This is a genomic window from Bacillus sp. P14.5 (genome assembly GCF_003316765.1).
In the GTDB taxonomy this organism is placed as follows: Bacteria; Bacillota; Bacilli; order Bacillales; family Bacillaceae_B; genus Rossellomorea.
In genome coordinates this window covers 344,985-368,272 of sequence record NZ_NIJF01000060.1, presented here as the reverse complement: position 1 = coordinate 368,272, position 23,288 = coordinate 344,985, and the positions used below count along the sequence as shown (strand labels likewise).

Annotated in this window: 29 protein-coding genes and 1 pseudogene; 21 read left to right on the top strand and 9 right to left on the bottom strand. The window is 39.4% G+C overall.

Annotated features, from left to right (window positions below):
- Positions 1–170 precede the first annotated feature (170 nt).
- Complete coding sequence (locus B9Z54_RS26170; RefSeq protein WP_275887799.1) at positions 171–296, top strand: hypothetical protein; 126 nt, start codon at positions 171–173, stop codon at positions 294–296.
- 468 nt (positions 297–764) lie between these two features.
- Here B9Z54_RS26170 and B9Z54_RS09335 read toward each other — a convergent pair.
- The 4 genes and pseudogenes from B9Z54_RS09335 to B9Z54_RS25640 all read right to left on the bottom strand — a co-directional run bounded on the left by B9Z54_RS09335 (position 765) and on the right by B9Z54_RS25640 (position 2,020).
- Positions 765–1,078, bottom strand: a pseudogene (locus B9Z54_RS09335) (DMT family transporter).
- Positions 1,078–1,419 carry a DMT family transporter gene (locus B9Z54_RS09330; protein ID WP_113928122.1) on the bottom strand — a complete coding sequence of 114 codons (342 nt, stop codon included), beginning with the start codon at positions 1,417–1,419 and terminating at the stop codon, positions 1,078–1,080. Before B9Z54_RS09330 ends, B9Z54_RS09335 begins: the two are co-directional and overlap by 1 nt.
- 20 nt (positions 1,420–1,439) lie before the next feature.
- A complete protein-coding gene (locus tag B9Z54_RS25645) occupies positions 1,440–1,724 on the bottom strand; it encodes a hypothetical protein (protein ID WP_240189861.1) in 285 nt (94 codons plus the stop codon).
- 104 nt (positions 1,725–1,828) lie between these two features.
- Positions 1,829–2,020, bottom strand: coding sequence for a hypothetical protein (locus B9Z54_RS25640; protein WP_240189860.1), 192 nt, complete (start codon positions 2,018–2,020; stop codon positions 1,829–1,831).
- A gap of 240 nt (positions 2,021–2,260) precedes the next feature.
- Here B9Z54_RS25640 and B9Z54_RS24785 point away from each other — a divergent pair, with 240 nt between their 5' ends.
- From B9Z54_RS24785 to B9Z54_RS09315, 3 genes are read left to right on the top strand one after another with little or no spacing between them, the layout of a single operon-like run.
- On the top strand, positions 2,261–2,437 hold the full coding sequence (locus tag B9Z54_RS24785) for a hypothetical protein (protein WP_162785156.1): 177 nt from the start codon (positions 2,261–2,263) through the stop codon (positions 2,435–2,437).
- Entirely contained in the window at positions 2,434–2,712 is a 279-nt protein-coding gene (locus tag B9Z54_RS09320) for a DUF418 domain-containing protein (protein WP_113928121.1), read from the top strand. Before B9Z54_RS24785 ends, B9Z54_RS09320 begins: the two co-directional genes overlap by 4 nt.
- On the top strand, positions 2,709–3,557 hold the full coding sequence (locus B9Z54_RS09315; RefSeq protein ID WP_162785155.1) for a DUF418 domain-containing protein: 849 nt from the start codon (positions 2,709–2,711) through the stop codon (positions 3,555–3,557). Before B9Z54_RS09320 ends, B9Z54_RS09315 begins: the two co-directional genes overlap by 4 nt.
- 217 nt (positions 3,558–3,774) lie before the next feature.
- Here the strand turns inward: B9Z54_RS09315 and B9Z54_RS09310 are convergent, their stop codons facing one another.
- A complete protein-coding gene (locus B9Z54_RS09310; protein ID WP_113928119.1) occupies positions 3,775–4,221 on the bottom strand; it encodes a hypothetical protein in 447 nt (148 codons plus the stop codon).
- Between the two features lie 174 nt (positions 4,222–4,395).
- Between B9Z54_RS09310 and B9Z54_RS09305 the strand changes: the two genes are divergently transcribed.
- The 6 genes from B9Z54_RS09305 (at position 4,396) to B9Z54_RS09275 (ending at position 9,286) form a co-directional block, all read left to right on the top strand.
- Complete coding sequence (locus B9Z54_RS09305) at positions 4,396–4,761, top strand: DUF6054 family protein (RefSeq protein ID WP_113928118.1); 366 nt, start codon at positions 4,396–4,398, stop codon at positions 4,759–4,761.
- A gap of 312 nt (positions 4,762–5,073) precedes the next feature.
- A complete protein-coding gene (locus B9Z54_RS09300) occupies positions 5,074–6,162 on the top strand; it encodes an endonuclease (protein WP_240189868.1) in 1,089 nt (362 codons plus the stop codon).
- A gap of 327 nt (positions 6,163–6,489) precedes the next feature.
- Positions 6,490–7,161 carry a 5'-methylthioadenosine/S-adenosylhomocysteine nucleosidase family protein gene (locus B9Z54_RS09295; protein ID WP_113928116.1) on the top strand — a complete coding sequence of 224 codons (672 nt, stop codon included), beginning with the start codon at positions 6,490–6,492 and terminating at the stop codon, positions 7,159–7,161.
- 241 nt (positions 7,162–7,402) lie between these two features.
- Entirely contained in the window at positions 7,403–7,948 is a 546-nt protein-coding gene (locus B9Z54_RS09290; RefSeq protein ID WP_113928115.1) for a PadR family transcriptional regulator, read from the top strand.
- Positions 7,945–8,574 (top strand): VC0807 family protein, encoded by a 630-nt coding sequence (locus B9Z54_RS09285; RefSeq protein ID WP_113928114.1) that lies wholly within the window; start codon positions 7,945–7,947, stop codon positions 8,572–8,574. Before B9Z54_RS09290 ends, B9Z54_RS09285 begins: the two co-directional genes overlap by 4 nt.
- A 220-nt stretch (positions 8,575–8,794) precedes the next feature.
- The gene (locus B9Z54_RS09275; protein WP_316247189.1) at positions 8,795–9,286 is read left to right on the top strand and encodes a redoxin domain-containing protein; all 492 of its coding nucleotides are present in this window, start codon (positions 8,795–8,797) and stop codon (positions 9,284–9,286) included.
- 425 nt (positions 9,287–9,711) lie between these two features.
- Here the strand turns inward: B9Z54_RS09275 and B9Z54_RS09270 are convergent, their stop codons facing one another.
- A complete protein-coding gene (locus B9Z54_RS09270; RefSeq protein WP_113928111.1) occupies positions 9,712–10,176 on the bottom strand; it encodes a hypothetical protein in 465 nt (154 codons plus the stop codon).
- Positions 10,177–10,356: 180 nt separating this feature from the next.
- Between B9Z54_RS09270 and B9Z54_RS09265 the strand changes: the two genes are divergently transcribed.
- Complete coding sequence (locus tag B9Z54_RS09265) at positions 10,357–10,797, top strand: PaaI family thioesterase (protein ID WP_345840711.1); 441 nt, start codon at positions 10,357–10,359, stop codon at positions 10,795–10,797.
- Between the two features lie 672 nt (positions 10,798–11,469).
- Positions 11,470–11,811, top strand: coding sequence for a hypothetical protein (locus B9Z54_RS09260; protein WP_113928109.1), 342 nt, complete (start codon positions 11,470–11,472; stop codon positions 11,809–11,811).
- Positions 11,812–12,020: 209 nt separating this feature from the next.
- Here B9Z54_RS09260 and B9Z54_RS09255 read toward each other — a convergent pair whose 3' ends face one another.
- On the bottom strand, positions 12,021–12,332 hold the full coding sequence (locus tag B9Z54_RS09255) for a hypothetical protein (protein WP_113928108.1): 312 nt from the start codon (positions 12,330–12,332) through the stop codon (positions 12,021–12,023).
- A gap of 226 nt (positions 12,333–12,558) precedes the next feature.
- Between B9Z54_RS09255 and B9Z54_RS09250 the strand changes: the two genes are divergently transcribed.
- The 4 genes from B9Z54_RS09250 to B9Z54_RS09235 all read left to right on the top strand — a co-directional run bounded on the left by B9Z54_RS09250 (position 12,559) and on the right by B9Z54_RS09235 (position 16,866).
- Positions 12,559–14,493: a S9 family peptidase gene (locus B9Z54_RS09250; protein ID WP_113928107.1), complete on the top strand. Its 1,935-nt coding sequence runs from the start codon at positions 12,559–12,561 to the stop codon at positions 14,491–14,493.
- 179 nt (positions 14,494–14,672) lie between these two features.
- Positions 14,673–15,308: a Type 1 glutamine amidotransferase-like domain-containing protein gene (locus B9Z54_RS09245; RefSeq protein WP_113928106.1), complete on the top strand. Its 636-nt coding sequence runs from the start codon at positions 14,673–14,675 to the stop codon at positions 15,306–15,308.
- A 231-nt stretch (positions 15,309–15,539) separates the two neighbouring features.
- A complete protein-coding gene (locus tag B9Z54_RS09240; RefSeq protein ID WP_113928144.1) occupies positions 15,540–16,256 on the top strand; it encodes a GntR family transcriptional regulator in 717 nt (238 codons plus the stop codon).
- A complete protein-coding gene (locus B9Z54_RS09235; RefSeq protein ID WP_481747785.1) occupies positions 16,246–16,866 on the top strand; it encodes a sterol desaturase family protein in 621 nt (206 codons plus the stop codon). Before B9Z54_RS09240 ends, B9Z54_RS09235 begins: the two co-directional genes overlap by 11 nt.
- Positions 16,867–17,412: 546 nt before the next feature.
- On the opposite strand, the gene B9Z54_RS24780 is transcribed toward B9Z54_RS09235, so the two are convergent.
- A complete protein-coding gene (locus tag B9Z54_RS24780) occupies positions 17,413–17,559 on the bottom strand; it encodes a hypothetical protein (protein ID WP_162785154.1) in 147 nt (48 codons plus the stop codon).
- A gap of 250 nt (positions 17,560–17,809) precedes the next feature.
- On the opposite strand from B9Z54_RS24780, the gene B9Z54_RS09230 reads away from it, so the two are divergent.
- From B9Z54_RS09230 to B9Z54_RS09210, 5 genes are all read left to right on the top strand, one after another.
- Positions 17,810–18,376 (top strand): RNA polymerase sigma factor, encoded by a 567-nt coding sequence (locus tag B9Z54_RS09230; RefSeq protein WP_113928104.1) that lies wholly within the window; start codon positions 17,810–17,812, stop codon positions 18,374–18,376.
- Positions 18,354–19,160 carry a hypothetical protein gene (locus B9Z54_RS09225; RefSeq protein WP_113928103.1) on the top strand — a complete coding sequence of 269 codons (807 nt, stop codon included), beginning with the start codon at positions 18,354–18,356 and terminating at the stop codon, positions 19,158–19,160. Before B9Z54_RS09230 ends, B9Z54_RS09225 begins: the two co-directional genes overlap by 23 nt.
- Positions 19,144–20,031: an ABC transporter ATP-binding protein gene (locus B9Z54_RS09220; protein ID WP_113928102.1), complete on the top strand. Its 888-nt coding sequence runs from the start codon at positions 19,144–19,146 to the stop codon at positions 20,029–20,031. The genes B9Z54_RS09225 and B9Z54_RS09220 overlap by 17 nt, the downstream gene beginning before the upstream one ends.
- Complete coding sequence (locus B9Z54_RS09215) at positions 20,028–21,155, top strand: hypothetical protein (protein ID WP_113928101.1); 1,128 nt, start codon at positions 20,028–20,030, stop codon at positions 21,153–21,155. The genes B9Z54_RS09220 and B9Z54_RS09215 overlap by 4 nt, the downstream gene beginning before the upstream one ends.
- 551 nt (positions 21,156–21,706) lie before the next feature.
- A complete protein-coding gene (locus B9Z54_RS09210; RefSeq protein WP_240189858.1) occupies positions 21,707–22,120 on the top strand; it encodes a hypothetical protein in 414 nt (137 codons plus the stop codon).
- A 256-nt stretch (positions 22,121–22,376) separates the two neighbouring features.
- Here the strand turns inward: B9Z54_RS09210 and B9Z54_RS09205 are convergent, their stop codons facing one another.
- Complete coding sequence (locus tag B9Z54_RS09205; RefSeq protein WP_113928100.1) at positions 22,377–22,883, bottom strand: GNAT family N-acetyltransferase; 507 nt, start codon at positions 22,881–22,883, stop codon at positions 22,377–22,379.
- Positions 22,884–23,288 lie beyond the last annotated feature (405 nt).

The window sequence follows — 23,288 nt, the reverse complement described above, 5'->3', positions numbered from 1 at the left end:
TCAACTAAAGGGCAGGTTAGTTGAAGACTCAGATTCGAGACATTTGTCTTTATAATTAAGATTTTTATTATTTTTGGTAATAAATAAAATTCGATTGTGGTATTTTCAATTGACTGAAGAGATAAAGTTTAAGTTGCGTACAAAATCATAAATTTGGAGGAGACCAACTTATGGAGATAATTATTGGAATAGCAGTAATAATAACGGTTTTCTCAATCGAGCTTCAATTGAGGAAAATGAATAAAACTAACGAACAAATTCTGGCGTTGCTAAAAGAGATGAGAGAAAAAGAATAAATAATTGTCCGTAAATTTAAAAGTTCAAAAGTTTTTTGACTTCGAGAGTTTTACAAATGGTAGCATTCGTTAAAGTTTTCCTGAAAGATACCTCGAAAAAGAGTCTTCTGTTAAAGGGGGCTTTAGTTGAATAAGACATTAAAAAACAGAACTTCCATAAATATGGGAGTTCCATTTTTTATTTAAAAGCCATTTAAAAAAAGAGCTACTATCAACAGCCAAATAAGCGGAGAAACTTCCCTTATTTGCTTAAAAGAGGTAAAAATAGTTCTTTTTTCTGCGCTTAAGCGGAAAAATTCCGGTTATTTACCATAAATCAGCACCTCTTCCTAGGCTTAACCGGAAAAATTCCGCTTATTTTAGATGAGATTGTTCATGTCCTTCCCAGCGCATCCAGGGATCAGTAAACCTGTATAAAAAAATCAAGAAAAAGGGAACGCCCTCGAAGGACGCTCCCATTTGAAAAGCTTAAGAAGCCAATTTCAACCCCATCACAGCACTTATAATGACACCTATGAATAAGATCCGCTTCCAATCTTTTGGCTCTCCATAAAAAACATCCCAACCAGCACGCCTCCGACAGTGCCTATTCCTGTCCATATGGCATACGACATCCCCATTGGAAGAGTTCTCATTGCCAGACTCAGAAAACCAAAACTAAATAGGAATCCCAGGAATAAAACGAGATACGACTGCCATCTTTTCTCTTTAACGATCAGATTAATTCCAGTAACCCCGACGACTTCAAAAGCTCCAGCTAAAATAAGATAAGTCCACGCCATTAAACTGCACCTTCTTTCTCATCGGATGGAGGCGTTACTAATTTCAAGCCTATTACACCTGATAGCAGGAGGAAAATAAAGAATAATTTGGTCCCGCTGAAAGGTTCTCCAAATATCAGGATCTCAACCACTACTGTCCCTGCTGTTCCGATCCCCGTAAAAACGGCATAAGCAGTGGCAACCGGTAATTTCTGAGTAGCTTTAATCAAAACCACAAAAGAAAAATATATCAGCAGAATGGTGGCACTCCATGACAAGAAATCATTCGAATGCTTCAACCCTATCGCCCATAAAACCTCTATGATACCCGCAATAATAACGAGAAACCAACTTCGATTCACACTAACCACACTCCATTCAATTATTCATTCATAAGCCCATTCCAGTAGAGATACCAGGAGGCATCCAATCTTTTTTGTAAACGAACAGGCCCGCCGTAGAGCATTTCAACAATAACCGCGTCCATAACACCTAAGAACGCAGCAGTTGCTTTTGAAACATCTATGCTGGATCTGATTTCTCCTCTGTCAGCCGCAGTTTCTAGAATAGGAAGAAACAGAGCTTCTAACTCGTCCAAGTAGTGATAAACTTCTTCAAGCACTTCAGAACTGAGATGGGCTGGCGGGAAAAAAGATATCCTGATCATGAATTTGGCAGAATCCAGTTTCTCATACCTTTCGATACAGTGAATCAGGAAGCTATATAGCACTTCCTTTACAGGTTGTTCACTGTTTTTAATTAAAAATTCTTTTATGCTGATGATCTCATGATCAAAAACATCACTGCATAATTGCAGGAAAAGTTCATCTTTTCCTTTGAAATGAGTATAAATGGATTGTTTTTTATCCCTACATCAGTAGCGATATGAGATAAAGAGGCACCCTCATACCCATTTTGAGCAAAATATTTCAAAGCAGATTTCTTTATCTGATCTGAAGTCATTCATCATCATCCTTCCGAACGGTCGTAAGGTTAGTTTAACATGTTTCTTCTTTTAGGTAAAGCATACGATTAGGCAGATCCTTTGTCGAAAAAGGGGATAGCAGATATACAATTAAGGGTAAATAGAGACACGGGGACAGGTTCCATGTTCCACTTTAAATTCCGGAATCACAACAATTTTTACAAATGAGATGTAGTTAACATACCAGCAGGATTAAACTTCTAAGGAGTGATGAAGATATGCAGGAGGAACTCATACAGAAGCATTACCATTTGGTTTCAAAAAGTTTCAAATCAATTTGGGAAGAAGTCTATTTGGCCGTAGTCACTCTTTTGGGTGATCCTGGGCCAATGCTCATTGCGAATCACACTGGAGCCGGTCTCTATTTTTTGAAAGAAAAGGTTGATAAAGGATGAAAAACACAACGCCTGCCGTTCAGAGAAAATTAACCCCTGATCTCGCACGCGGGTTCATGTTGCTGTTCATTGCTCTCGCCCATGCTAATCAATTTTTGTTCTCCTCAGATCGAGAAATCACGATGACCGACCAGATTACTGTATTTTTGAGGCAGCTGTTCATAGACAGCCGCGCTTTCCCATTATTTGCAATTCTCTTTGGTTATGGACTTCATAAGCTATATACCAGGCAGGAGATGAAAGGGGCACCTTGGAGGGAAACGAAAAAATATTGAAGCGCAGAGGGGGCTGGATGCTGATCATCGGCTTTATTCATGCGGCACTATTTTTCGAGGATATCATTGGTGTCTATGGTTTTATTCTGCTTGTTTTTGCTCCATGGCTGCTTCATTTGTCCACTAGAAGGATGATAGTGTTGACTACATTCCTGCTGATAGTGGTAGGTATCATTGCCCCCTTCATGCCAAGAGGCTACGAGACGCTGGATATGGCTGCTGCCGGGACGGCTGTTATGGTAAACCCTTTGGAGGCCTCGCTGATTCGAATGTATGAGTGGATTTTTTATACCCCTTCCTTAAGTTATCAATACATTCCCGGTATGCTTATTGGAATTCTGCTCGGACGGTTTGGGTTCCTGGACAATCCTGAAAATCATAAAAAGACACTGACCAAAGTTGCCTTGATTTGTCTGCCTCTATCGATAGCCGGAGCCCTTCCAATTGCCCTGAGATCCGCTCTGTTTTGGAGTGGTAATGGAGAAGTAGCGGAAGCAGCCTCAAAAATCTTTCATATTACAACAGGGTATGCGGGAGGAGCAGGCTGGACTGCGCTTATAGGGCTGACAGTGGTTAGAATTGGAGGTAATCAAGGAAGCATCGTTCGAGCCATTGCAGCTCTGGGACAGCGCTCCTTGAGCTTCTACCTTTTTCAGTCTGTTATGTTTGTCCTTATCCTGGCTCCATTTGCGGGAGGTCTTGGCGGGCACCTGGGCCAATTGGGAAGTGATTTGATTGCGCTGTTTGTCTGGATTCTTTCCGTTCTACTTGCAGCCTTATTGGCCGGTAAATCCATGAGAGGGCCGTTCGAGTCGTTTTTGAGAAGGAAGTCAACGGTTTCATAGTTGAAGGTAACAGTTTCTTGGGAAATTATAAATGCCTGACGTATGGATTCAGGCATTGTTCCTTTTTAATAAAACATATAGCTGAAACTGATAAGAAAATGACTGCAGTCCATCCTTGCATTAAGGTGTGAAGGGATGTGGTATGTCTTTTGGGAGATGGAACTCCGGAAAAAGATGCAGGATTTCTTGTGAAATATGAAGCTTACAAAAAGAGCCATTAAAATAATACATTATGATATGCATCGTTCAAAAGATAGTAGTACTGCACAAATATGATAATTGCAGCTGCAATCGTTACTCCATTCAAGAAAAGCGTCCAGTAAAGAAATTTTTTTCTCTTCCCTTCATTATCTCTCCATTTTTCATTGAACAGAAGCCAATAGGTTGCATTGAAGAGGGCAGCAAACAGTATGCCGACATAGATCAACTTGTTGAACTCCCACATAAGCTGTTCCAACACTTTGAGACTGTCATGATCAATGGTCACATCTTGATTCGTCACCGTCATGGTGTTTCCAAATCCCTCATTGATCACGAGTTGATCTTTTTCGTTCCATTCGTAACTAAGCAATTCAAAATCCTGTATACCGTATAGAGCAAGTAGGACACCGAGGCTTATTAAGAAAGCAATTCCCCACGTAAGCTTTTTTGACACTTTTTTCATCTCCCTTCCCCTTGTGTTTAATTCTATTATCCCAAAAAGTAAGAATATGTAAATTGTATTAACCTAATTTAAAATGAAACCAGGCAGGGGTTTGATCAGTAATCTTAGTAAGAATCAAAAAATTCCACCGCCTAAATTAAAGAAAATAAATTTTTAACCAAAGGACGAATGACTATGCGCAGTTATTTAGAATTCACAGTGAATCTGAAACCCTTTGACACCGTTTCACTTATCTTAAGTGACCCTGACTACAAACAAGAACTGGCTTTTCAAGATTATAAGGTAGCCAATGGGAAAGATGAAGAACCCAACACGATTGCGATTATAGTTTTTGAAAAATATTTTTTTAGAAATAACAGTACGGCTACTTTGACCGTTACCGTCAGCGATTTTGAAGGGGATACCACAGTCAAATGCATCTCTACCGGAAATGGAGACGGAGTTTTTGACATAGGCTGGTGGGCAGGAAAGAGCTTTATCAAACCTTTGCGAAAAATATTGGATCCATACATTCTTGAGGTGAAAGAGGAACTTAGATAGAAGCTGCCCAAATGTATGTGTACGATTGGCGGGTTTCTTTAATTCCTTAACAGGATGAATCAGCTGAAACGCCTGTAAAAATTCCAGTAATAGCCACTGAAGGGGACCAAAATACTACTTATTTAAAAAGTGGTCATCTACCTATTGGTTCATTTTAGAAGATTTACAATATTATAACACTACTCTCTTTTTTATTATTGTAGGCTTGATACGTACTACAACAATAAAGGAGGAATTAGAATGAAATCATTTTCTGGAAAGTTAACAAGTGCTGTAGCTGTGGCAGTAATATTTTTAATCAGCTTCAGCTCTATGCACCTGGAGCACTTCAGTGCAGCAGGAAACGGCACATGGGACTCCCCTTTTACAGTAAGTCAGGCTAACTCAATGCAAAATGGCTCGACGTATTCGGTTGATGGATATGTAGTAGGGCAGCCGACCTCACACTCCTCTGTGGTAACCAGCGGCTTTCCAAACAACTATGCTCTTGCGCTGGCTGATTCTCCAACAGAAACGGACACATCAAACATGATTTATGTACAGATTCCATCATCCTTTCGTTCAGCTTACGGGCTGCAAAGTAACCCAGGGCTGATGGGTGAAAAGTTGAAAGTCACAGGCTCTCTGGATGGGTACTTTTCTCATTTTGGTGTGAAATCCTCTTCAGCGTTTCAAGTGATGCAGGATGATTCGACTGAACCTTCTGAACCGCCTGTGTACGAAGAATACTATGAATCTGCCGAGGGGAAAACAGGTGCTGCATTAAAGACGGCATTACATAACATAATCGACGACCATACCACGCTTTCCTACAGCGGGGTTTGGGAAGCTCTTCGCTATACTGATGAAGATCCTGCTAATTCAAATAATGTTGTTCTTCTGTATTCAGGACGTTCACAATCTAAGTACACAAATGGCGGGGGAGTCAATGACTGGAACCGTGAACATGTATGGGCTAAATCCCATGGTGACTTTGGTACTGCACAAGGACCGGGAACAGACCTGCACCATCTGCGTCCAACAGATGTGACTGTGAATTCATCAAGAGGGAATTTGGATTTTGACAATGGCGGCAGCCAGCACAGTGAAGCACCGGGAAACTATTATGACGGAGATTCATGGGAGCCACGCGATGAGGTAAAAGGTGATGTAGCACGAATGCTCTTCTACATGGCCGTGCGCTATGAAGGAGACAGCGGAGAATTAGACCTTGAACTGAATAACTACGTCAACAACGGCAGCTCTCCTTTGCATGGAAAGATCGAGGTACTATTAGACTGGCATAAACAAGATCCGGTTGATGCATTTGAAATTAATAGAAATGACATCATTTTTGAACAGTATCAAGGAAATAGAAATCCATTCATTGATCATCCTGAATTGGCAGAGATGATTTGGTAGGTAGTCCAGGCCTGGGGAGGTGATTCTCTCCAGGCTTTATTTATGGCAAGCTCCGGTATGTGAAGGCAGGTCAGTGTAAAAAAACGGCTGAAAAAAGAGATAAAGAATTAGGAAGCTCATTAAATGAGGTCGTAGTATGAAGGTGATTTTTAAAGCGGTCTCCCCCAAACTTCTGATACAGGTTTGCCCCTCCCGCCCACGATGAATCTTTCACTATAGTAGTGTTTTCATATAAAGGAAGCTTATTTTACTCAGCTGCTATAGGTAATGATAAAATGGTATATAGGCATTCAATAGTGGCAAATTTTATTTGCAGGTGATAAGTCCATGATAGGAATAAGTATAGCAACGAAATGGGAATTTGAAGCGACATTGAAATATTTCTGCATAGAAGATAATGAACGGTTCGGTTATCCTTATGGCGAGTATTTTATGAGAACAATTAATGGTACCAAACTTGTTTTTTATAGTACCGGTGTACGAAAAGTAAATGGTGTTGGCGCTAATCAGTATATGATTTCAGAATTTAATTTAACTAAAGTAATCGTTGCGGGAACCTGTGCAGGAATAGATGATAGGTTCAGTAATCTGGATATTTTTGTACCCGATAAAGCCGTTCAATATGACTGCACAGTAAAAGAAATTGAGCCTTTTATTAAGCAATCCTTCGCAGTCGATATTGATCTCTCGAAATATGGAAATGATTTTAATACCGGAATAATTGGTACCGCAGATAAAGCAGTCGTTATGTGGAAGGACTACTTAGAACTTAAAGAAAACAAAATATTTATAGCCGATACAGAAGCGGGTGCGATTGCGTATATTTGTAAGAAAAATGATGTTGAGTGCATTATTGTAAAAGGGATATCTGACTTTCCATCAGAAGAAAGTAACTCTCAGAAATTTGAGTCAAACCTTGAGCAGATTAATATTTATATAGAAAACACACCTAAAGTTATGAATAAAATATTTGATGAATATTTGAATAGGTTTATATAAATAGGATATTTTGTACCAATTGAGGTATTTGCAGGCCTTAGCTGATGAAAAGAAGAATCGTGATGATACTGGGTACAAGTATAAAATACTTAAGAAATAATGTACTTGCCAGATGGCGCACTTAGTTAAAGAAGGAAGAGCATTTTCCGTTAAGGAATTTGCTCTTTTTTTGTTGAAACTTGAAATTCTAAGTGATATTTAATATTATATACTTAAATTTAACTATTGAGGAGTGATTGAATTGTATCGTTTGATCATATTGGGCTTGATGAATGAGAAACCGAGGCACGGGTATGAAATACAGCAGATTCTTCATTCAAGCCATATTGATTTATGGACGAATATACAGACCAATTCCATCTATCATGCATTTCGTCAGATGGCAAAAGAAGAATTGATTGAGAAGCTGGGCACTGAAACAGCCGGGAATAGAGTGAGGGTAGTATACAAAATAACAGAGAATGGCAGGAAAGAATTTGCTGACCTACTGAAGGAAGCCATCGGGAAGCCTACACTTAATTTTCCATCTAATTTGTATGCAGGCCTGTCTTTTCTAGAGGATCTTCCACCAACAGCCTGTATCGACCTAATCAATGAGCATATTCAATCTTTAGAGGAAAAAATAATGGATTGGGAGCAGGGGAAGAATTCCAGCATGTTTGCTGATAGTCCAGACTTAAAAGCATCTCTTTATAAGTTAACACTGCAAAATGGAATACAGCATATTAAGTTGGATATCGAATACCTGAACAGTATAAAAACAGTTTTAAAGGAGAGGAAAGGATGAGGAATGCAGCTGTCCTGGATATTCTCTTTTATTTTGTATTTCCTGTGATGGTCTGGAATTATACCAAGGAGCCTCTTGGCGATTATTATGCCATGCTGTTATCAGCGGTTCCTGGGATCCTTTACACCCTTTACCGATTTATCAAGTTTAAAAGAATTAACGTGTTCGGTATTTTCATTATTTCAACTTTAATTGTAAGTACAACAGTGGATTTGTTGTCAGGATCGGGCATCAATCTTTTGTGGAACAATGTCTATTTTCACGTGGGTTTAGGAGGGTTTTTCTTCATAACATTACTGTTGAATAAACCGATTGTTCTATATTTTTCCTTGGACTTTGCTGAGTTACAAGGCTACGACCGAACATCCATGAAGACAAGATTTTATCAAAAAGATGTCATTAATATTTTCCGGTTAATTACCATCGGATTTGGGCTGAGGAGCTTTATACTTGCCGGATTGAAAGTATGGTTGATAAAGGAATATGGCGTGAATGCCTTTGATAAAGGTCTTCTCGCAGAAAATATAATCAGCTGGGGGATGACAGGTTTGTGTTTCTATGGGTTGATCGTGATCAATAAACGATTGCAACACCCAAAGAAAGAGGCTTCTTCAAAAATCAGTTAATGGCACCTTTTGAAAGCAGACTCATTAAAATATTGAAAGAGAAGAGGGACACTTCCTTTTGATACTCTTAAATGATAAACGAGGCAGAGGAGTTTTCCGTAAAAGGAATCTGCGTGAAGCCTTGATGAATTTAAAAGTCAGATAATCGATATTCAGGAACATTAAATAGTTTTATATTCCTAAGTCAGGGAAGAATGATGGTAGGAAGTTGTTTTTAAGCATGCAAAGATTGGAGGGTAACCAAATGGAACTTAAAGTTGGTGATAAAGCTCCCGATTTTAAACTTTCTTCTACCAGAAAAGAGAAGATATCCTTATCGGACTATGAGGGAAAGAAAAATGTTCTTCTTGCCTTTTATCCGCTTAATTTTACTCCTGGCTGAATTACGGAACTATCTTCTTGGAAAGAGGATTACGAGGAAATTAAGAATACAGATACAGAGATTCTCGCAATAGGCGTCGACCACATTTTTTCCCATAATGTGTTCGAAGCAAGCCTTGGGACCCTGCCGTACCCGTTATTATCGGACTGGCATAAAGAAACCGTCAAGAAATATGGTGTCTTTCATGAAAAGGATGAAGTGGCGGTCCGCTCATGTTTCTTGATTGATAAGAACGGTGAAATCGTTTATAAAGATATTGATTTCAACCCTCGTGAACGAGTGGTGTATGAGGGCTTGTTGAAGGAATGCGGCAAGTTATCGAAAAAGTAGAGTTACTGTCCCAGATCTTACGCATAATAAAAACGAGCTGAAGGCCGTACATTGGTCTTCAGCTCGTTTTTGTAATAATATGTTAAGTTAAGCTCACTCATCAAACAATACTGAGTATTCGAGTATCAGGGAGTTTAATGAAATAAGAAGACAATATACTCTAAATAAACCAGATCTAAATTAATCTGGTTTAAAATTATAAAATATCGTGATACTTACACTTCTATTTCTGCACCTATTGATCGTGATTGATGGTTTGATCTTCCGGACTGTTTTGTGTCTATCGTTATTGAATTAATGCCGGTGACATAAAGCTCCATTCGATCAAACATTATAGAAATGTATTTTATCTTTGCTCACTTTTTCCCTGATCAGCACTTTTAATCTTTCCATCTCGTTTGGCGAATTGAAAAACGTCTTTGGAATCAATATGGCTTTATTTTTGATATGTACAGTCGGAACATATCCTGATGTTCATGGGCAGAGAGGATATCGCTCCATTGCAGGTGATTGACAGACCTTCTTACTTTTTGCTGAATTTCCTCTGAAGTGATGGTCAATTGCATTTCATTCTGTATGAGCTGGTCACTCTTGTACTCTCTTGCCGCCCTTAACCTGATTATCCACTTCGCCCATACCAATAGAAGTAAGGACAAAACAATCGCTATAAACATGAAGATAATCAACATAAATATCCGGAAACCTATACTTTCGTCGATTGTCCAAGTGTAAAAAGAGAATATGGCTGTAAAGACTAAAAACATGATGCCCATGAATCTGCGGTTATAGTTTTTGAAGTGATAGCTATTATGATTAACAAAATCTTTTTTCGTAATGGTTCCGTTAAGATGCAGTGCCTCATTGTTTAACTTTGGATCCTCCGATGACATGCTGGGTCCTCCTATTCAAGTCAATTTCCTTACAAGAATACTATACTAAGGTCCCGCTTACCATTCTAAAGTCTATATTTTAGGCAGTAGTCTTTGATTTGTTCTTGAACTTGAAGGCAGGATTATCAAAATGACTGAAGAATGCTTAAGGAGAAGAGGGGGAAGAAAGGAGTAAATAATTTGACAAAAATTGATGAACTGAAAACGCATGAAGAATATTATGAACAGATATATGAAAAAGTGAAAAATGATCCGTATGCTCAATCATTAGGGATTGAATTAACCAAGTTTGGTCCCGGGATCGCGGAAGCCGAGCTGGAAGTACAGCCGCATATGGTCAATGCTCATGGCTCCGTACATGGGGCTGTCTTGTATGCATTGGCCGATCATGTGTTTTCTGTCGCCTGCAATGCCTATGGAAAGACATCAGTGGGACTCTCAACAAACATTCAATTCATAGCGGCAGCGATGCCGGGAGATAGAATCAGTGCAAGGGCAATCGAAACAAAACGAAACTTTCGAACAGGCTTTTACCGGATCGAGGTTTTTCATGAAGACAATCAGCTTGCAGTAATGGATGCAGTGGCATACCGTAAAGATCAATACTTTTTTGAAGGGTAGAAAAAGTAGGAGAGTACACTTATTTCCAGTAGCTTCAAGAGGCTGAAAACCCAAAAGAGGCTGGGACAAAACCTTATAAAAAGCTCTTTTCAAAAGAATGTGTCTGAGTATAAAGAAAGGATTTCCGCTCCAGGTGCACGACTCCGCGGGGCGGGCGCTGAGCCTCCTCGGCTTTGCCTGCGGGGTCTCACCTGTCCCGCTAGTCCCGCAGGAGGTCGCACACCTTCCGCTCCAATCCGCCTACGATCAGGAACTGGCGGATAACCAATCTAAAAAATAACATCTTTAAGGTAAGAGCCTAATAACAAAAATGGACCGCATGAGATCAAGGTTATAACCTTGATCTCATGCGGTTTTATTTTCGATGATTTCTACTTGCATCAATTAGTTTTCTACTTTTGTCCCAGCCTCTTTTCTATTTATAAAAATAAAATTAGTTGATAGGCAAATCGGTCTTTGATAGTTAAATTAACTTATCAATACAATTTCTGGTAATAACTAGTGAATAACTGGAATAGATTCTTGAGGCTTTATTTTAAATATGGCCCAGTTTAAAACTAAGGTTAAAAACCCACTATGTAAATAGGCTGTAATTTGTTTTACATTACTGATATAGGGGAAACAGATAATAAGAAATTTACTCGTAAAGCTCAATAATCAGGAGGACAGCTTATGCAAATTAACGGGATAGTCAGAAGCTACATGCAGCAGGTGATGAGCAGTGAAGATTTCTTGAAATACGTCGCTGGCATAATGGAGAACCAGCTGCATGAGTGGGATGTAAACTATGAAGTGTTCGTGATGAAATGGTCGGATTATGAAATCGTTGTTAAAAATGGGGAGGAATACCATCACGCAGATCTCCCGCTTCAAGACCTCGAAGTTCTGCACATCAAAGGACTGTTCGACCTTGATAAGAGAATTTGGACAGACTTGATGGAAGAAGGGCTTCCCCTTGGAGAGGATTACGGGAACTATTTGAATACCGTTTTCCATGGCACACACAAAGCATAGGTCATCTAATAAAAGCCATCCATTGCAGATGGCTTTTTCTAATGGAAAAAGTGTTAGTAAATAGGAGAAGGCTTATAAAGATAAGCGGTAAGGAAAGACAATGGAGTAAATGTATTTTAAATAGGGTGCTTCTTGGTGAGCTGGAACTTTGATTGCTTCATGAAGCAAGAAGAACTTGAAGGGGCATACTAGTTACATTTTAAGAAGAATTAGGCTTTATTTTTGCTTTTTAGAATAAAAACTTCCTTCTCCAGCTTATTCACTTTAGCTGTAACAAAGTCAACGTCTTCTGATCTTAATGCATTCGTTTGTTCAAACTGGTAACCTATTCCATCCAGCTTAGCATCCATTTTTTCTAGATGGCGGTCTACACTATCGAGACGGCGGTCTACACCATCAAAACGCTGATCCACTTCTTTTTTAAAGCTAATCATCTCACCCTTAAAGCTTATAAACTCTTTCTTGAACCCTTTCATCTCCTGGTTCATTTCAGTTAGAAGATTCATTATTTTCTCTTCCATTTTCTCACCTCCTATTAGAGTATACTAAATTTTGGTGGGATGAGGGAAGTGAATTGGGTGTGGAAAACTAGAGACATGAAAGCAATTGTGAGAGAGGAAACTCTAATAGCACCTCAATGAATATTTTGGTAACATAATGAGTGTAATTGTTTAAATATTCTTAAAAGTAACTGAGTGTTTCCTATCTCGGTTCCAGCAAAAATATGAAATTACTAGGGAGATTATATTGAACAGCAATGAAAAGAACTATCTCAATATAAAAGAACTTTTATCAATACCTTACCTTTCAGGCGTAAACATTAGTGAAGACGGCAACAACGCGGCCTTCGTCAAAACGACAGCTGACTGGAAAGACAATCAGTATAGAAATCACATATGGCTTTATGAAAAAAGTAAGGGTGATTACTATGCATTAACATCCAGCAGTATAGAAGGTACATCCCCGATATGGTCTCCGGATTCCAGACACATAGCTTACCTAAGTTCGGTTGGTGAGAAAAATCAAATCTTCGTCCAGTCCATAGATGATAATAGCAGGATGCAAATCACGGAGGAAGAAGAAGGTGTAAGTAAATTTAAATGGAAGCCGGATGGGAAGGGGTTTTATTATACCTCACAATCAAAGGAATCTCAGGAAATTAAGAAACGACGAGAAATTTATGGAGATTTCCATCATATAGGCAAGGAATACCAGAATCATTGTTTATCCTTCATTAAAAGAAAAGATTTCAGCATAAACAGCACAGCCCATCAATTGACGGACGCCAATGATTTTCATGTCCAGGAATTTGACATATCTAATGATGGGAAAAAGATAGTATTCATAGCCTCACCAACCCCGGCTGCACAGGATGATCAGCACAGGGAACTTTACATATTAGAACTTGGATCTGGTGAAATACAGAAATTAAGCAGTACTAAGCTGTTGGGAGGTAGCGTTTGCTTTTCTCCAGATGCGAGCAAGATATGCTATACAGCTAGTTTAAAAGAGAAGGAGCACTATCAGACCAATATACAGGACAGTACACTGGAAATATATGATTTAACTAGCGGAGAGCAGTTTCAGCCCTTAATTGATTTTGATAGTACGGTTACTCCCATCCGATGGACAGCTAAAGGAATCCTAATCAGATGGCAGCATAAAACGAATTACCATATCGGGCTTTTATCAGAAAAAGGCAGTGTGAAAAAGCTTAATACAGATGGCTTTATAATGGATGCTTCTATAACCAAGGATGGGAATCATATAGCCTGCTGTAAGGCCGAAAGAAATGAAACATTTGAAATCTACTTTAACGATAAGAAGATAACCAACGAAAACAGCATTTTCAAAGGAAAGCTTAGAAGTAACAGGGAGATCGTCTCGTGGAAAAACATTGATGATGTTGAAATTGAAGGAGTTTTAACAACTCCGGCCGACTTCGATGCCTCTAAAAACTATCCTTTGCTGGTACTCATCCACGGAGGTCCCGGATGGGCATCCTTTCCCATCCATTCCGGCAGTTTCAATGATAAGTACCCGGTTGAGCAGTTTGTTGAAAAGGGCTTTATCGTTCTGGAACCCAATTACAGAGGAAGTACGGGATATGGAAATGACTTTTTAAAAGCCAACTATCGTAATTTAGCTATCGGTGACTATGACGATGTTATTTCCGGAGTGGATTCGCTGGTAGGCAAGGGGATTGCCGATAGAGATCGAGTAGGAGTGATGGGCTGGAGCCAGGGTGGATTTATCTCCGCATTCTGTTCTATCTACAGCAGTCGATTCAAGGCTGCTTCGGTCGGAGGCGCTATCACGAATTTGAGAAATCATTATGTTAATACAGATATCCCTTACTTTTTTAGGATGTATTTAGGAAGTACTCCTTGGGATGATCCAGAGATATACAGCAAAACCTCGCCTATGACTTATATAAAATCAGCAAGCACCCCGACGTTGATCCAGCATGGTGAAAAGGATGCAAGAGTGCCGATTACCAATGCCTATGATGTATATCGAGGGCTGCGGGATATGGAAGTGGAAACAGAACTAGTTGTATTTAAAGGAATGGCCTATAGCTCCAACCAGCCGGGAATCCATGCAGCGATTATGAAGCAGAATCTGATGTGGTTTTCGCATTATATTCTTGGAGAGAGTTTGAAGGGGTTTAGGGGTGTGTGATTCATGATATAAGACAGAGGGACAGGAAATTTCGTTCAACTTTTTGTGCAGAAACATATAAAATAACGGACTAATTAGCAGATTGATAAGTTGAAAATTGAATTAGATTAAGGAGAATTTTCAAAATAGAAATAGAGGAATTCTTAAGGTGAGCCAATTAACACAAAGAGGTGTTTTAAATGGGGAAATTATTCTTTTTTAGTGACCAAATAATTGAGTCTTCTGGCAATCAAAGGTTGGATAATATCCTTTTGGATGGTTTGGATGTTACAAATGCCAAAATAGGTTATATCCCTTCTACGGAAGATAGAGAAAGAACTTATTTTAATAAAAAAGTCCAATACTATCGTGATTACGGAATTCAAGACATTATGTTTTTTGACCTGTATAGTGATTTTGATTCATCAAAGATTGATGAATTACTAAATTGTGATATTATTCACCTTTCTGCGGGAAATCCAATTGAATTCAGGAATGCTATCAAACATCGTAATATGGATAAAGTTCTATATGATTATTTTAATCAGGGAGGAACTCTTGCAGGGGTAAGTGGTGGAGCAGTACAGCTCGGTAAGTCCATAAAATTATTTCAGATGTTTATAGGAAATTCTGAAGAAGAGCTAGAAGGGTTGCAACTTGTTGAATTTGAATTTTTACCTCACTACAATCGTTGGAATGATGAATATAAAAATGATGTTCATACTTACGCTAAAACGACCGGAACAACAGTTTATGCAGCGAATGATGGAGACGGAATTATTGTAGAAGATGCTAAAATTCAAATGATTGGTGATATTGTTGTTATTAACGGTTAGCCATAGGTTGACTGAAATTAAAAAACGCTTGGATGTGTTAAATCCAAGCGTTTTTTTGATACCTATTTGAAATTTTTATTGAAAATAGCATCACTATTTCGTGCCAAAAAAAATTTATAAGACAACCAGTCAAAACTTAAACAGTCATTAATTATCAGAAAAGTTTGACAAAAGATATTGAAGCGTCATATATTGGTATTACCAGTCATAAAATTGGTATTACCACAAAAAATGGAGAGTGATGGAAACTTGAGAGCGCGTTCTTCCGATCTAATCGAGAAAAGGATCATTACAAAAATTTTGCGCGGAGAATATCCCGCGAATACCTCCTTGCTGCCAGAAAGAGAACTGGCTGAGGCATATAATGCGGGAAGGCCAACGATACGGGAAGTGCTGCAGCGATTAGAGAGGGATGGCTGGATCACCATGCGGCCAGGAATGCCCCCTACGATCAATGACTACTGGAAGAACGGGAACTTAATGACGATCGTTAAGATACTAGAATCGTATGATGATATCCCTGATGTCTTTATCAAAAATTTGCTGGAATTAAGAATCTCTCTAGCCCCTTCATACATAGCAGATGCTATGTCCCGGCAGCCTGTTAAAGTAATCTCGCTATTTTCTAACATCGATGACTTACATGACGATGCGAGGTCTTTCGCCAACTTTGACTGGAATCTCCAAAAAAGCTTGGCGGGTATGTCGGAGAATCCAATTTACTTATTGATTCTCAATAGTTTTAAAGACGTGTATTTGAAGGCGGGGGAGAAATACTTCAGTGATGAGAACCATCGGCAGGTATCAAGAAAATTTTATGATGACTTTTTAGAATCTCTGCTGAAAAGGGACCTTCAGGAAACTGAACTTTTGGTAAAGGATGTTATGAAAAAGAGTCTTGAGTTATGGAAAGAGAAAAATGGGGAGGGTGAAACTCTTGAAAAATAAAGGTCAATTTCGGGATTTCTTTTTTCATATGGATATTTTACTTATGATGACCATCTTGATTATAATGGCTGCTGCCACAATGTTCATGGTTCCTGGTCTACCTGAATTATTGTTTTTGGGGTTGGGGCTGGTAGTTTTTATGTTTAGTGAATATCTCACACATCGCTTTCTCTTTCACCTGAAAGCTCCCGAGAATCCATTGTTTTTGAAGTTTTTAAAGCGCATACATTATGACCACCACAAATATCCTAATGATTTAAAGCTGTTATTTTTGCCGGTATGGTACAGCATCCCTAACTTTGCGGCTCTTTCAGCGATTTTTTACTTAATTTTCAGATCTGTAGAAGGTACTGTCTCATTTGGCATTGGATTGATTCTGATGCTGCTGGTCTATGAGTGGAGACATTTTATCGCTCACCGTCCAATCAAGCCGAAGACAAGGTTTGGCAAATGGGTAAAAAAGACACACACACTTCACCACTTCAAAAATGAAAATTTTTGGTATGGCGTTTCAACACCGTTCGTTGACGCTCTCTTTGGCACCCTGAAGGAGCAGACAGATGTGGAAACGAGCGAGACCGTCAAGGATTTGGAGAAGAGGGCGAAATGAAGATTGGACTTCCTATAGGATCTCCTTGAATATTCTTACGGGGTGCCGCCACCCAAGGTACATATAAAAACGCATGGTAATTCTCTAAAGAATTCACATGCGTTTTTATTTATCAGCATTTTTTGCGGTTTAATTACTTAGTACTTGGAATAAATCCCCCTGAACCTTAATGGATTGATGAACTTTTAAAAATAAGGGGAAAATTTCCCGTTAAGCTGCGGAAAAGTGCTTTATTAGGGTAGAATAAGGGGAATTTTTCCCCTTATTCATGGATAAATGAACAATTTTCCTGTTTTTTTAGGAAATAGAGGGAATTTTTACCGCTATTTTAGTAGTTTTTTGTGATTTTCTCATAATAAGGGGAATTTTTCCCCTTATTTCTCTTATACTTACGGCTATTCTATTGAATCATTTTTCACTGAAAAGAAAGTTTATTTGTTTTGTTAGTTGACTTGGTCTGTGTTTTATCTCTTTGAACCTTAGCGGCTGACCGTTCTTCAGAGGGAAACTGTCAGCAGTGCTGCAATTTCATGCCACCCACTTCTATTAAAGATTATCCGTAATAATCCTGGGATACTCCTGCTGAAGATTTGCCGCTGCCCGTGCATTCTCATTGTGCCGGTCATTTTTATTCCCCTTGTTTAATGCCCCTAATTCTTCCAAGTCTTTGGGAGTATTCTTATTGTCAGCCACCATAACACCTCCTACTGTTAATATGCTCCATATTCACTTCGGAAAATACACTTTTGAGGCAATGGCGCAGATTTTCAGCTATTGCCTTTTCATGTTCAGTTATACTAAAAGGGTGATGGATAAAAAATGATAACCGCCGGGACACGTAACCTGTCCCTCCGTCTCATCACTTTGTCTAACTAATTTTTTTTCCCACAACCATAAATCTTTTTGAAAACTTATCTCGTCTTACATATTGAGGTGATGCAACGTGTCGGAAGATCGGCAGCTGATTCAGGAAATCCTTCGCGGAAGTCAAGCGGCGATGGAAGTACTGACGCGTAAATACTACAAAGATATTTTTGCTTTTGTTTATCGAAAAACCGGAAATAGAGACTTGGCATACGATCTGACTCAGGAGATATTTATCAAGGTGATGAAGAAAATCAGGTCATATTCAAACAGCGGCAGCTTCAAGAGCTGGGTATTCACCATTGCGGTTAATCATTGTCGTGATTACTGGAGAAGTGCCGAACATAATCGAAGCCTGGAGCAGTCCGAACTGCCGGAATACCTGACGAATGAAAAAACCAATGTGTCCTACATATTTGCTCAAAAAGAAACCAGGGAGAGAGTGAAGGCCGCTGTCGGCGAACTGCCGGAGTATCAGCGTGATGCCATCATCCTGAAGTATTTTCATCAAATGAAGATTAGTGAAATTGCCAGGGTGACAGAGGCGAATGAATCGACAGTGAAGTCCAGGCTGAAACAGGGCTTAAGTAAATTAGCCGCAATTTTAGGGAGAGGTGAGGATTATGGACAACAGCAGAAGAAGTGACTCCCCGTTTGACTTAGAGTTGGAAGAGCTGGAAAAGGAGTACGGCTTGAAGCTGGAAGACTATGATGTCGAGTATCCCAGCGAGGAAGAAATGATGAGAACAATCGAAGCCATCAGACCCTATGTGCCTGTGAAAGAAAACAGATGGAGAAGCTTTGCTGAGAATAGCAGTACTCTATTGAAGAACTCTTATCAGGAAATCTTTTATTTCAGCCGTTTATTCTGGATATTGAATGTTTTGTTTCTGGTTCTTGGTACACTTGCTGTGTTTGCGGCCGAACAAGATCCGTATGTGACAATGCTGCTTCTCGCGCCTCTGCCGACCATTACCGGCTTATTCGAAATTATGAAAAGCAAATTGACGGGAATGGCGGAACTTGAACTATCCTTCAAATACAGTCTGCAGGAAATCATCCTGTCCAGAATGATCATTATCGGCGGGTTCAATGTCATAATCAATTTAATTGCCACAGTGGCGCTGTCTATTTTAGCCCAAGATGTATGGGCCGGAAAGCTGCTGCTCTATTGGATGATTCCATTTACCGTCATTACGGCAATTTCCCTGCTGATAGCCAATCGGCTGCGGCACATGCATACCGTCACTGCCTCACTTGTAGTATGGCTGGGGGCAGGTGTGGTATTAAGCAACTCAGAAGTCATTGAAAAAATTGAATCAGTTCCAGCGGGAGTGTATGTGATGTTCATTATAGCAGCCTCCATACTCATCATCTTCCAGGCTGGCCGTTTGTATAAAAGGGGCATGAATTATGAATTTAACCATTGATGGTGTTTCAAAAATTTTTAAAGAAAAAGGTTCAGAAAAAAAGGCGCTGGATCACCTCAGCCTGGAATTCACAAAGGGAGTCTATGGAATCCTCGGTGCCAACGGGTCCGGAAAAACGACGCTCATGCGAATCCTTGCCAGCGTGATGAAGCCAACAGAGGGGACGATTTACCTGGATGGCAGAGATGTCCTCAGCATGGAACACGAATACCGTGACTTAATCGGCTACCTTCCTCAGCAAGTGGGGCTTTATAAAAATTTTTCAGCAGAAAAGTTATTGCATTATATCGCTGCCTTGAAGGGCCTTTCTAAAACCGAGGCGAAAGATAAGGTGGAAGAAACACTTGTATTAGTCGGTCTTTATGGCGAGCGGAAAAAGAAAGTTGGGAAATTTTCTGGAGGGATGAAAAGGAGAATCGGGATTGCCCAGGCTCTATTGAATGATCCGAAAATCCTGATAGTTGATGAACCAACAGCAGGACTTGACCCGAAAGAACGAATCCGGTTCCGAAACCTTCTATCAAAAATATCCGGGGACCGGATTGTCCTCTTATCGACCCATATCGTATCGGATATTGAATTCATCGCAAAAGAAGTCCTGATTTTAAAAGAAGGAAAGCTCATCAAAAAAGAATCACCGGACACACTGCTCGCAGGAATCGGCGAGAGAGTCTGGTCCCTGACGGCAAGTGAAGAAGAACTCGAAAAGTATCAAATACAATACAGGGTAGGAAACATATCACGTATTCAAGATGGATTTCGGTTGAGGATCATCAGCGAGGGGAAACCCCATCCTAAAGCCATCAGGGAGGAACCCAACTTGGAAGATTTGTATTTGTTTTACTTCGATGAAGAGGAGGGCATGGAATGAGGCTGCTTAGATTTGAGCTGTATAAGATTTTTAGTCAGAAAATGATTTATGTCACCTTTATTGTCCTCTTTTGTTTGTCCTCAAGCTACATATTAAACATTGATAAAACAGATGATCAGGTAAAAGAATTTTATAAAGAATGGGAAGGGACTTTAACTTCAGAAAAAATAAAAAAGGCCCAAACCTCGCATGACCAATTAATGGTCAAAACAGAAGAACGGCTCAAGGAAATGACCGATAACGGTACGGAGGGGAATGTATTCTCTGAAACTGACAGTATTAAAGCAGACATCTATGAGAATATTGCCTTTATACAGGAAGTTCAGAAAAACTTAGATGAAAGACTGGAGGGACTGAAGAGTTCAAGCCAATATAATGCAGAGCTTGAAAGGGAACTGATACAAGATGTGGATCTCTCCTATTTTTCCTTTTATAGAGGTCCCGCTGAAATCATCGACTACACCAGTACGTTAGCGTTTGTCATCACCGGGGCAATGCTGCTAATCGGGCTTTCTACGATTTATACAAAAGAGTACAGCTCGGGTGTCGACAATTATATATTGAGTTCTAAAAAGGGAAGAACTGTTTTGACCTGGGCCAAGCTTGGTGCCGCGTCAATTTATGTGATAGCAGTTGTTGCGGCATGGGAAGCTGTAAACGTCATCAGCAAGCTCTATATTCTTGGGAACCTTGGTTGGAACACACCACTTCAATTCGTGTTTAAGTATTATTCGTCGCCATATGGACTGACGATGCTGGAATACCATCTCATTCAAATAGGAATCCATTTAGCTGCGGCATTTGGTTTTGCCATCCTGATTCTCTTTATTTCGTCGGTCAGCAGGAATTCACTTCTCTCATTTTTTATATCAGGAGCGATATTTTCCCTTCCGTTCATGATAGTAGAAATGATGGCCCTAAAACCGTGGGCAGTGGATGCCATCAAATTCTCCTATCTATATATTATGAGAGTTGAATTCCTATTCGAATATTTCAAAACCATCAACTTCTTCGGTTATCCGGTCTTATACCCGATTGCGGCTGTTCTATGGATGATCGTGCTCTCAGCGGTTATCGCCATGGTTACATTCAGAGTGATGAAAAATAAAGAGGTAAGTATATAGAAATCTAACATTTTTCCAGGAACCGATGATTAGTCTAATTCCTCGTTACTTAAGGGATTAGACTTTTCTTTATGGTACTGAATACCCTTTTCCCTATCACTTCTTCTCATTCAAGCAGGAGGTTTACCTGTGAAGGACATGAATAATTAAAAATAAGCGGAGTTTTTCCGGCTATGCTGCCAAAATGCATTCGAAATGGGGTATTTAAGCGGAATTTTTCCGCTTAAACACAGCTAAATGGACCATTTTCAAGTTTTTTTAGCATATAAGCGGAAATTCTCCGCTTAATTCAGCTGTTTCTGGTGCTATTTTTAAAATAAGCGGAAATTCTCCCCTTATTTTTTATAATTTTTTATTGAATTAATTTCTCAATCAGTGGGCCACTTAGGCTTGGCTAGCAGGGTTAAGTAACAAGTCTGTCCATCCTAAGGTTTGATAACTTGTAAAAGACAAACCATAGAAAAAATGATTAAAATTCACTCATTTTTAAAGTATCTTTACATGAAGCTGTTATAATAGGACTAGATTCAAAAGGAGAGGAGGGAAGAGCTGTGGAAAATATTTTAAAACAAATTCTGGGTGAACTGCAAGGAATAAAAACAGATGTTGGAGACTTAAAGACAGATGTAGGTTCATTAAAAACGGATGTTGGAGACTTAAAGACAGATGTAGGTTCATTAAAAATGGATGTTGGAGAATTGAAGACGGATGTAGGTTCATTAAAAACAGATGTTGGAGACTTAAAGACAGATGTAGGCTCATTAAAAACAGATGTGTTGGAATTGAAAACCGGACAAGCCAGGCTAGAGAATGGACTGAAGAAACTACAAAAAAATTTAATAGAAAGTCTTGGTGAGTATACTGAGAAAATAACTGATCACGTTGATGATAGAACGGAAGTGTTGAATAAAAGAGTTTATCATGTGGAATCAGATATTGAGCGATTAAGCAGACAGCAAAGTTAAGTCCATATCCATTCTCTTAAAAACATTCAGTATCAATGACCTCGCATGCATCAGCATCATTTCAAAGAAAACCACCCCTCATTCACTGAAAACTATCTCTAATGGTTGAAATCTTCTAAAAATAAAATCCTTTACTTATCACAAGCCTGCAAGCGTAAAATTACAATCTCATGGCTGGGACGCGGGGCACTGCGTCCCGAATGTTTTTCATCAGAATAACTCGCACTGCCTGAGACAAGGTCAGAAATCCCCTTACCTAAACAGAAGGAGATAAATCCTTCCCAAATATAATATATTCATAGGGAACATTAGGGAAGAACCCATCACTGACTTCCGTCCATCTCATTTTTCTGTAAAAATGAACCCCGGCTGAATTATCTTTTCTCGTTGTCAGCAATGCTTTTGATTCTGTTCTGTTTTTCAGCAAGGCTTCCACTAACTCCTTGGCAATTCCTCGTCTCCGGTATTGGGGGTGGACACCTAACTCCGCCAGTTCCATACAGTTTTCCGTCCAGTTACGATCTCCGTTCAAATGCTTCGAAAGTAACTCATGATAATATTGTCCTTTGCATGAAGAATATCCATATATGAATCCCGCGAGTCTCTTGTCTATGACAGCAAAGTATCCTTCAAAATTGGGGTATTGAAAATGACGCTGGAATTGCTGTTGCATCTCTAACGGGTCGGCGCCATAGAGGAGCGTATACAGGTTGAGCATGTTAATGAAATACTTGCTTCTGATTGTCATAGGGATCAGTTCCATGGTTGCACTCCTTTCTAAGGGGGAGCTATACGATTCAGAAAAAAATCATCATTCTATCTTATGAATGGTATGTCTGTATGAACACATGATTTCCTTTGGTTTTCCTCATTAATAATTCATACAAGCAGCTGAAGGTTCATACTGGAACCTCAGCTTTTTTGTGCATTGGGGTCTTCAATACCATTCGTGCAGGTAGTAGGGAAATAGGAGAGTATTCAAGTTCAATGACCGCAAGCCGTATAATCACAGGCTTTTTCTTTTGGTGGTATAATAGGTATACTTTAAAAAATGCGAGATGTAGCGGGATGACTTTATGAATGTTTTTTTCCCTCTTAACACTTTTACATAGGAGGATTGGAGTGGAAGGCGACCGATCTCCTACGGGACCAGCGGGCAGGTGAGACC

Bases quoted from the DNA above. Each gene is read 5' to 3' on its own strand.
- B9Z54_RS09225 (WP_113928103.1), top strand. From the start codon at position 18,354: ATGGACAACAGCAGAAGAAGTGACTCCCCGTTTGACTTAGAGTTGGAA.
- B9Z54_RS09310 (WP_113928119.1), bottom strand. From the start codon at position 4,221: ATGAAAAAAGTGTCAAAAAAGCTTACGTGGGGAATTGCTTTCTTAATA.
- B9Z54_RS09220 (WP_113928102.1), top strand. From the start codon at position 19,144: ATGAATTTAACCATTGATGGTGTTTCAAAAATTTTTAAAGAAAAAGGT.
- B9Z54_RS24785 (WP_162785156.1), top strand. From the start codon at position 2,261: ATGCAGGAGGAACTCATACAGAAGCATTACCATTTGGTTTCAAAAAGT.
- B9Z54_RS25640 (WP_240189860.1), bottom strand. From the start codon at position 2,020: ATGACTTCAGATCAGATAAAGAAATCTGCTTTGAAATATTTTGCTCAA.
- B9Z54_RS25645 (WP_240189861.1), bottom strand. From the start codon at position 1,724: ATGATCAGGATATCTTTTTTCCCGCCAGCCCATCTCAGTTCTGAAGTG.
- B9Z54_RS09270 (WP_113928111.1), bottom strand. From the start codon at position 10,176: ATGTCATCGGAGGATCCAAAGTTAAACAATGAGGCACTGCATCTTAAC.
- B9Z54_RS09255 (WP_113928108.1), bottom strand. From the start codon at position 12,332: ATGGAAGAGAAAATAATGAATCTTCTAACTGAAATGAACCAGGAGATG.
- B9Z54_RS09260 (WP_113928109.1), top strand. From the start codon at position 11,470: ATGCAAATTAACGGGATAGTCAGAAGCTACATGCAGCAGGTGATGAGC.
- B9Z54_RS09240 (WP_113928144.1), top strand. From the start codon at position 15,540: ATGGAGAGTGATGGAAACTTGAGAGCGCGTTCTTCCGATCTAATCGAG.
- B9Z54_RS09215 (WP_113928101.1), top strand. From the start codon at position 20,028: ATGAGGCTGCTTAGATTTGAGCTGTATAAGATTTTTAGTCAGAAAATG.
- B9Z54_RS26170 (WP_275887799.1), top strand. From the start codon at position 171: ATGGAGATAATTATTGGAATAGCAGTAATAATAACGGTTTTCTCAATC.
- B9Z54_RS09305 (WP_113928118.1), top strand. From the start codon at position 4,396: ATGCGCAGTTATTTAGAATTCACAGTGAATCTGAAACCCTTTGACACC.
- B9Z54_RS09295 (WP_113928116.1), top strand. From the start codon at position 6,490: ATGATAGGAATAAGTATAGCAACGAAATGGGAATTTGAAGCGACATTG.
- B9Z54_RS09205 (WP_113928100.1), bottom strand. From the start codon at position 22,883: ATGGAACTGATCCCTATGACAATCAGAAGCAAGTATTTCATTAACATG.
- B9Z54_RS09300 (WP_240189868.1), top strand. From the start codon at position 5,074: ATGCACCTGGAGCACTTCAGTGCAGCAGGAAACGGCACATGGGACTCC.
- B9Z54_RS09285 (WP_113928114.1), top strand. From the start codon at position 7,945: ATGAGGAATGCAGCTGTCCTGGATATTCTCTTTTATTTTGTATTTCCT.
- B9Z54_RS09320 (WP_113928121.1), top strand. From the start codon at position 2,434: ATGAAAAACACAACGCCTGCCGTTCAGAGAAAATTAACCCCTGATCTC.
- B9Z54_RS09245 (WP_113928106.1), top strand. From the start codon at position 14,673: ATGGGGAAATTATTCTTTTTTAGTGACCAAATAATTGAGTCTTCTGGC.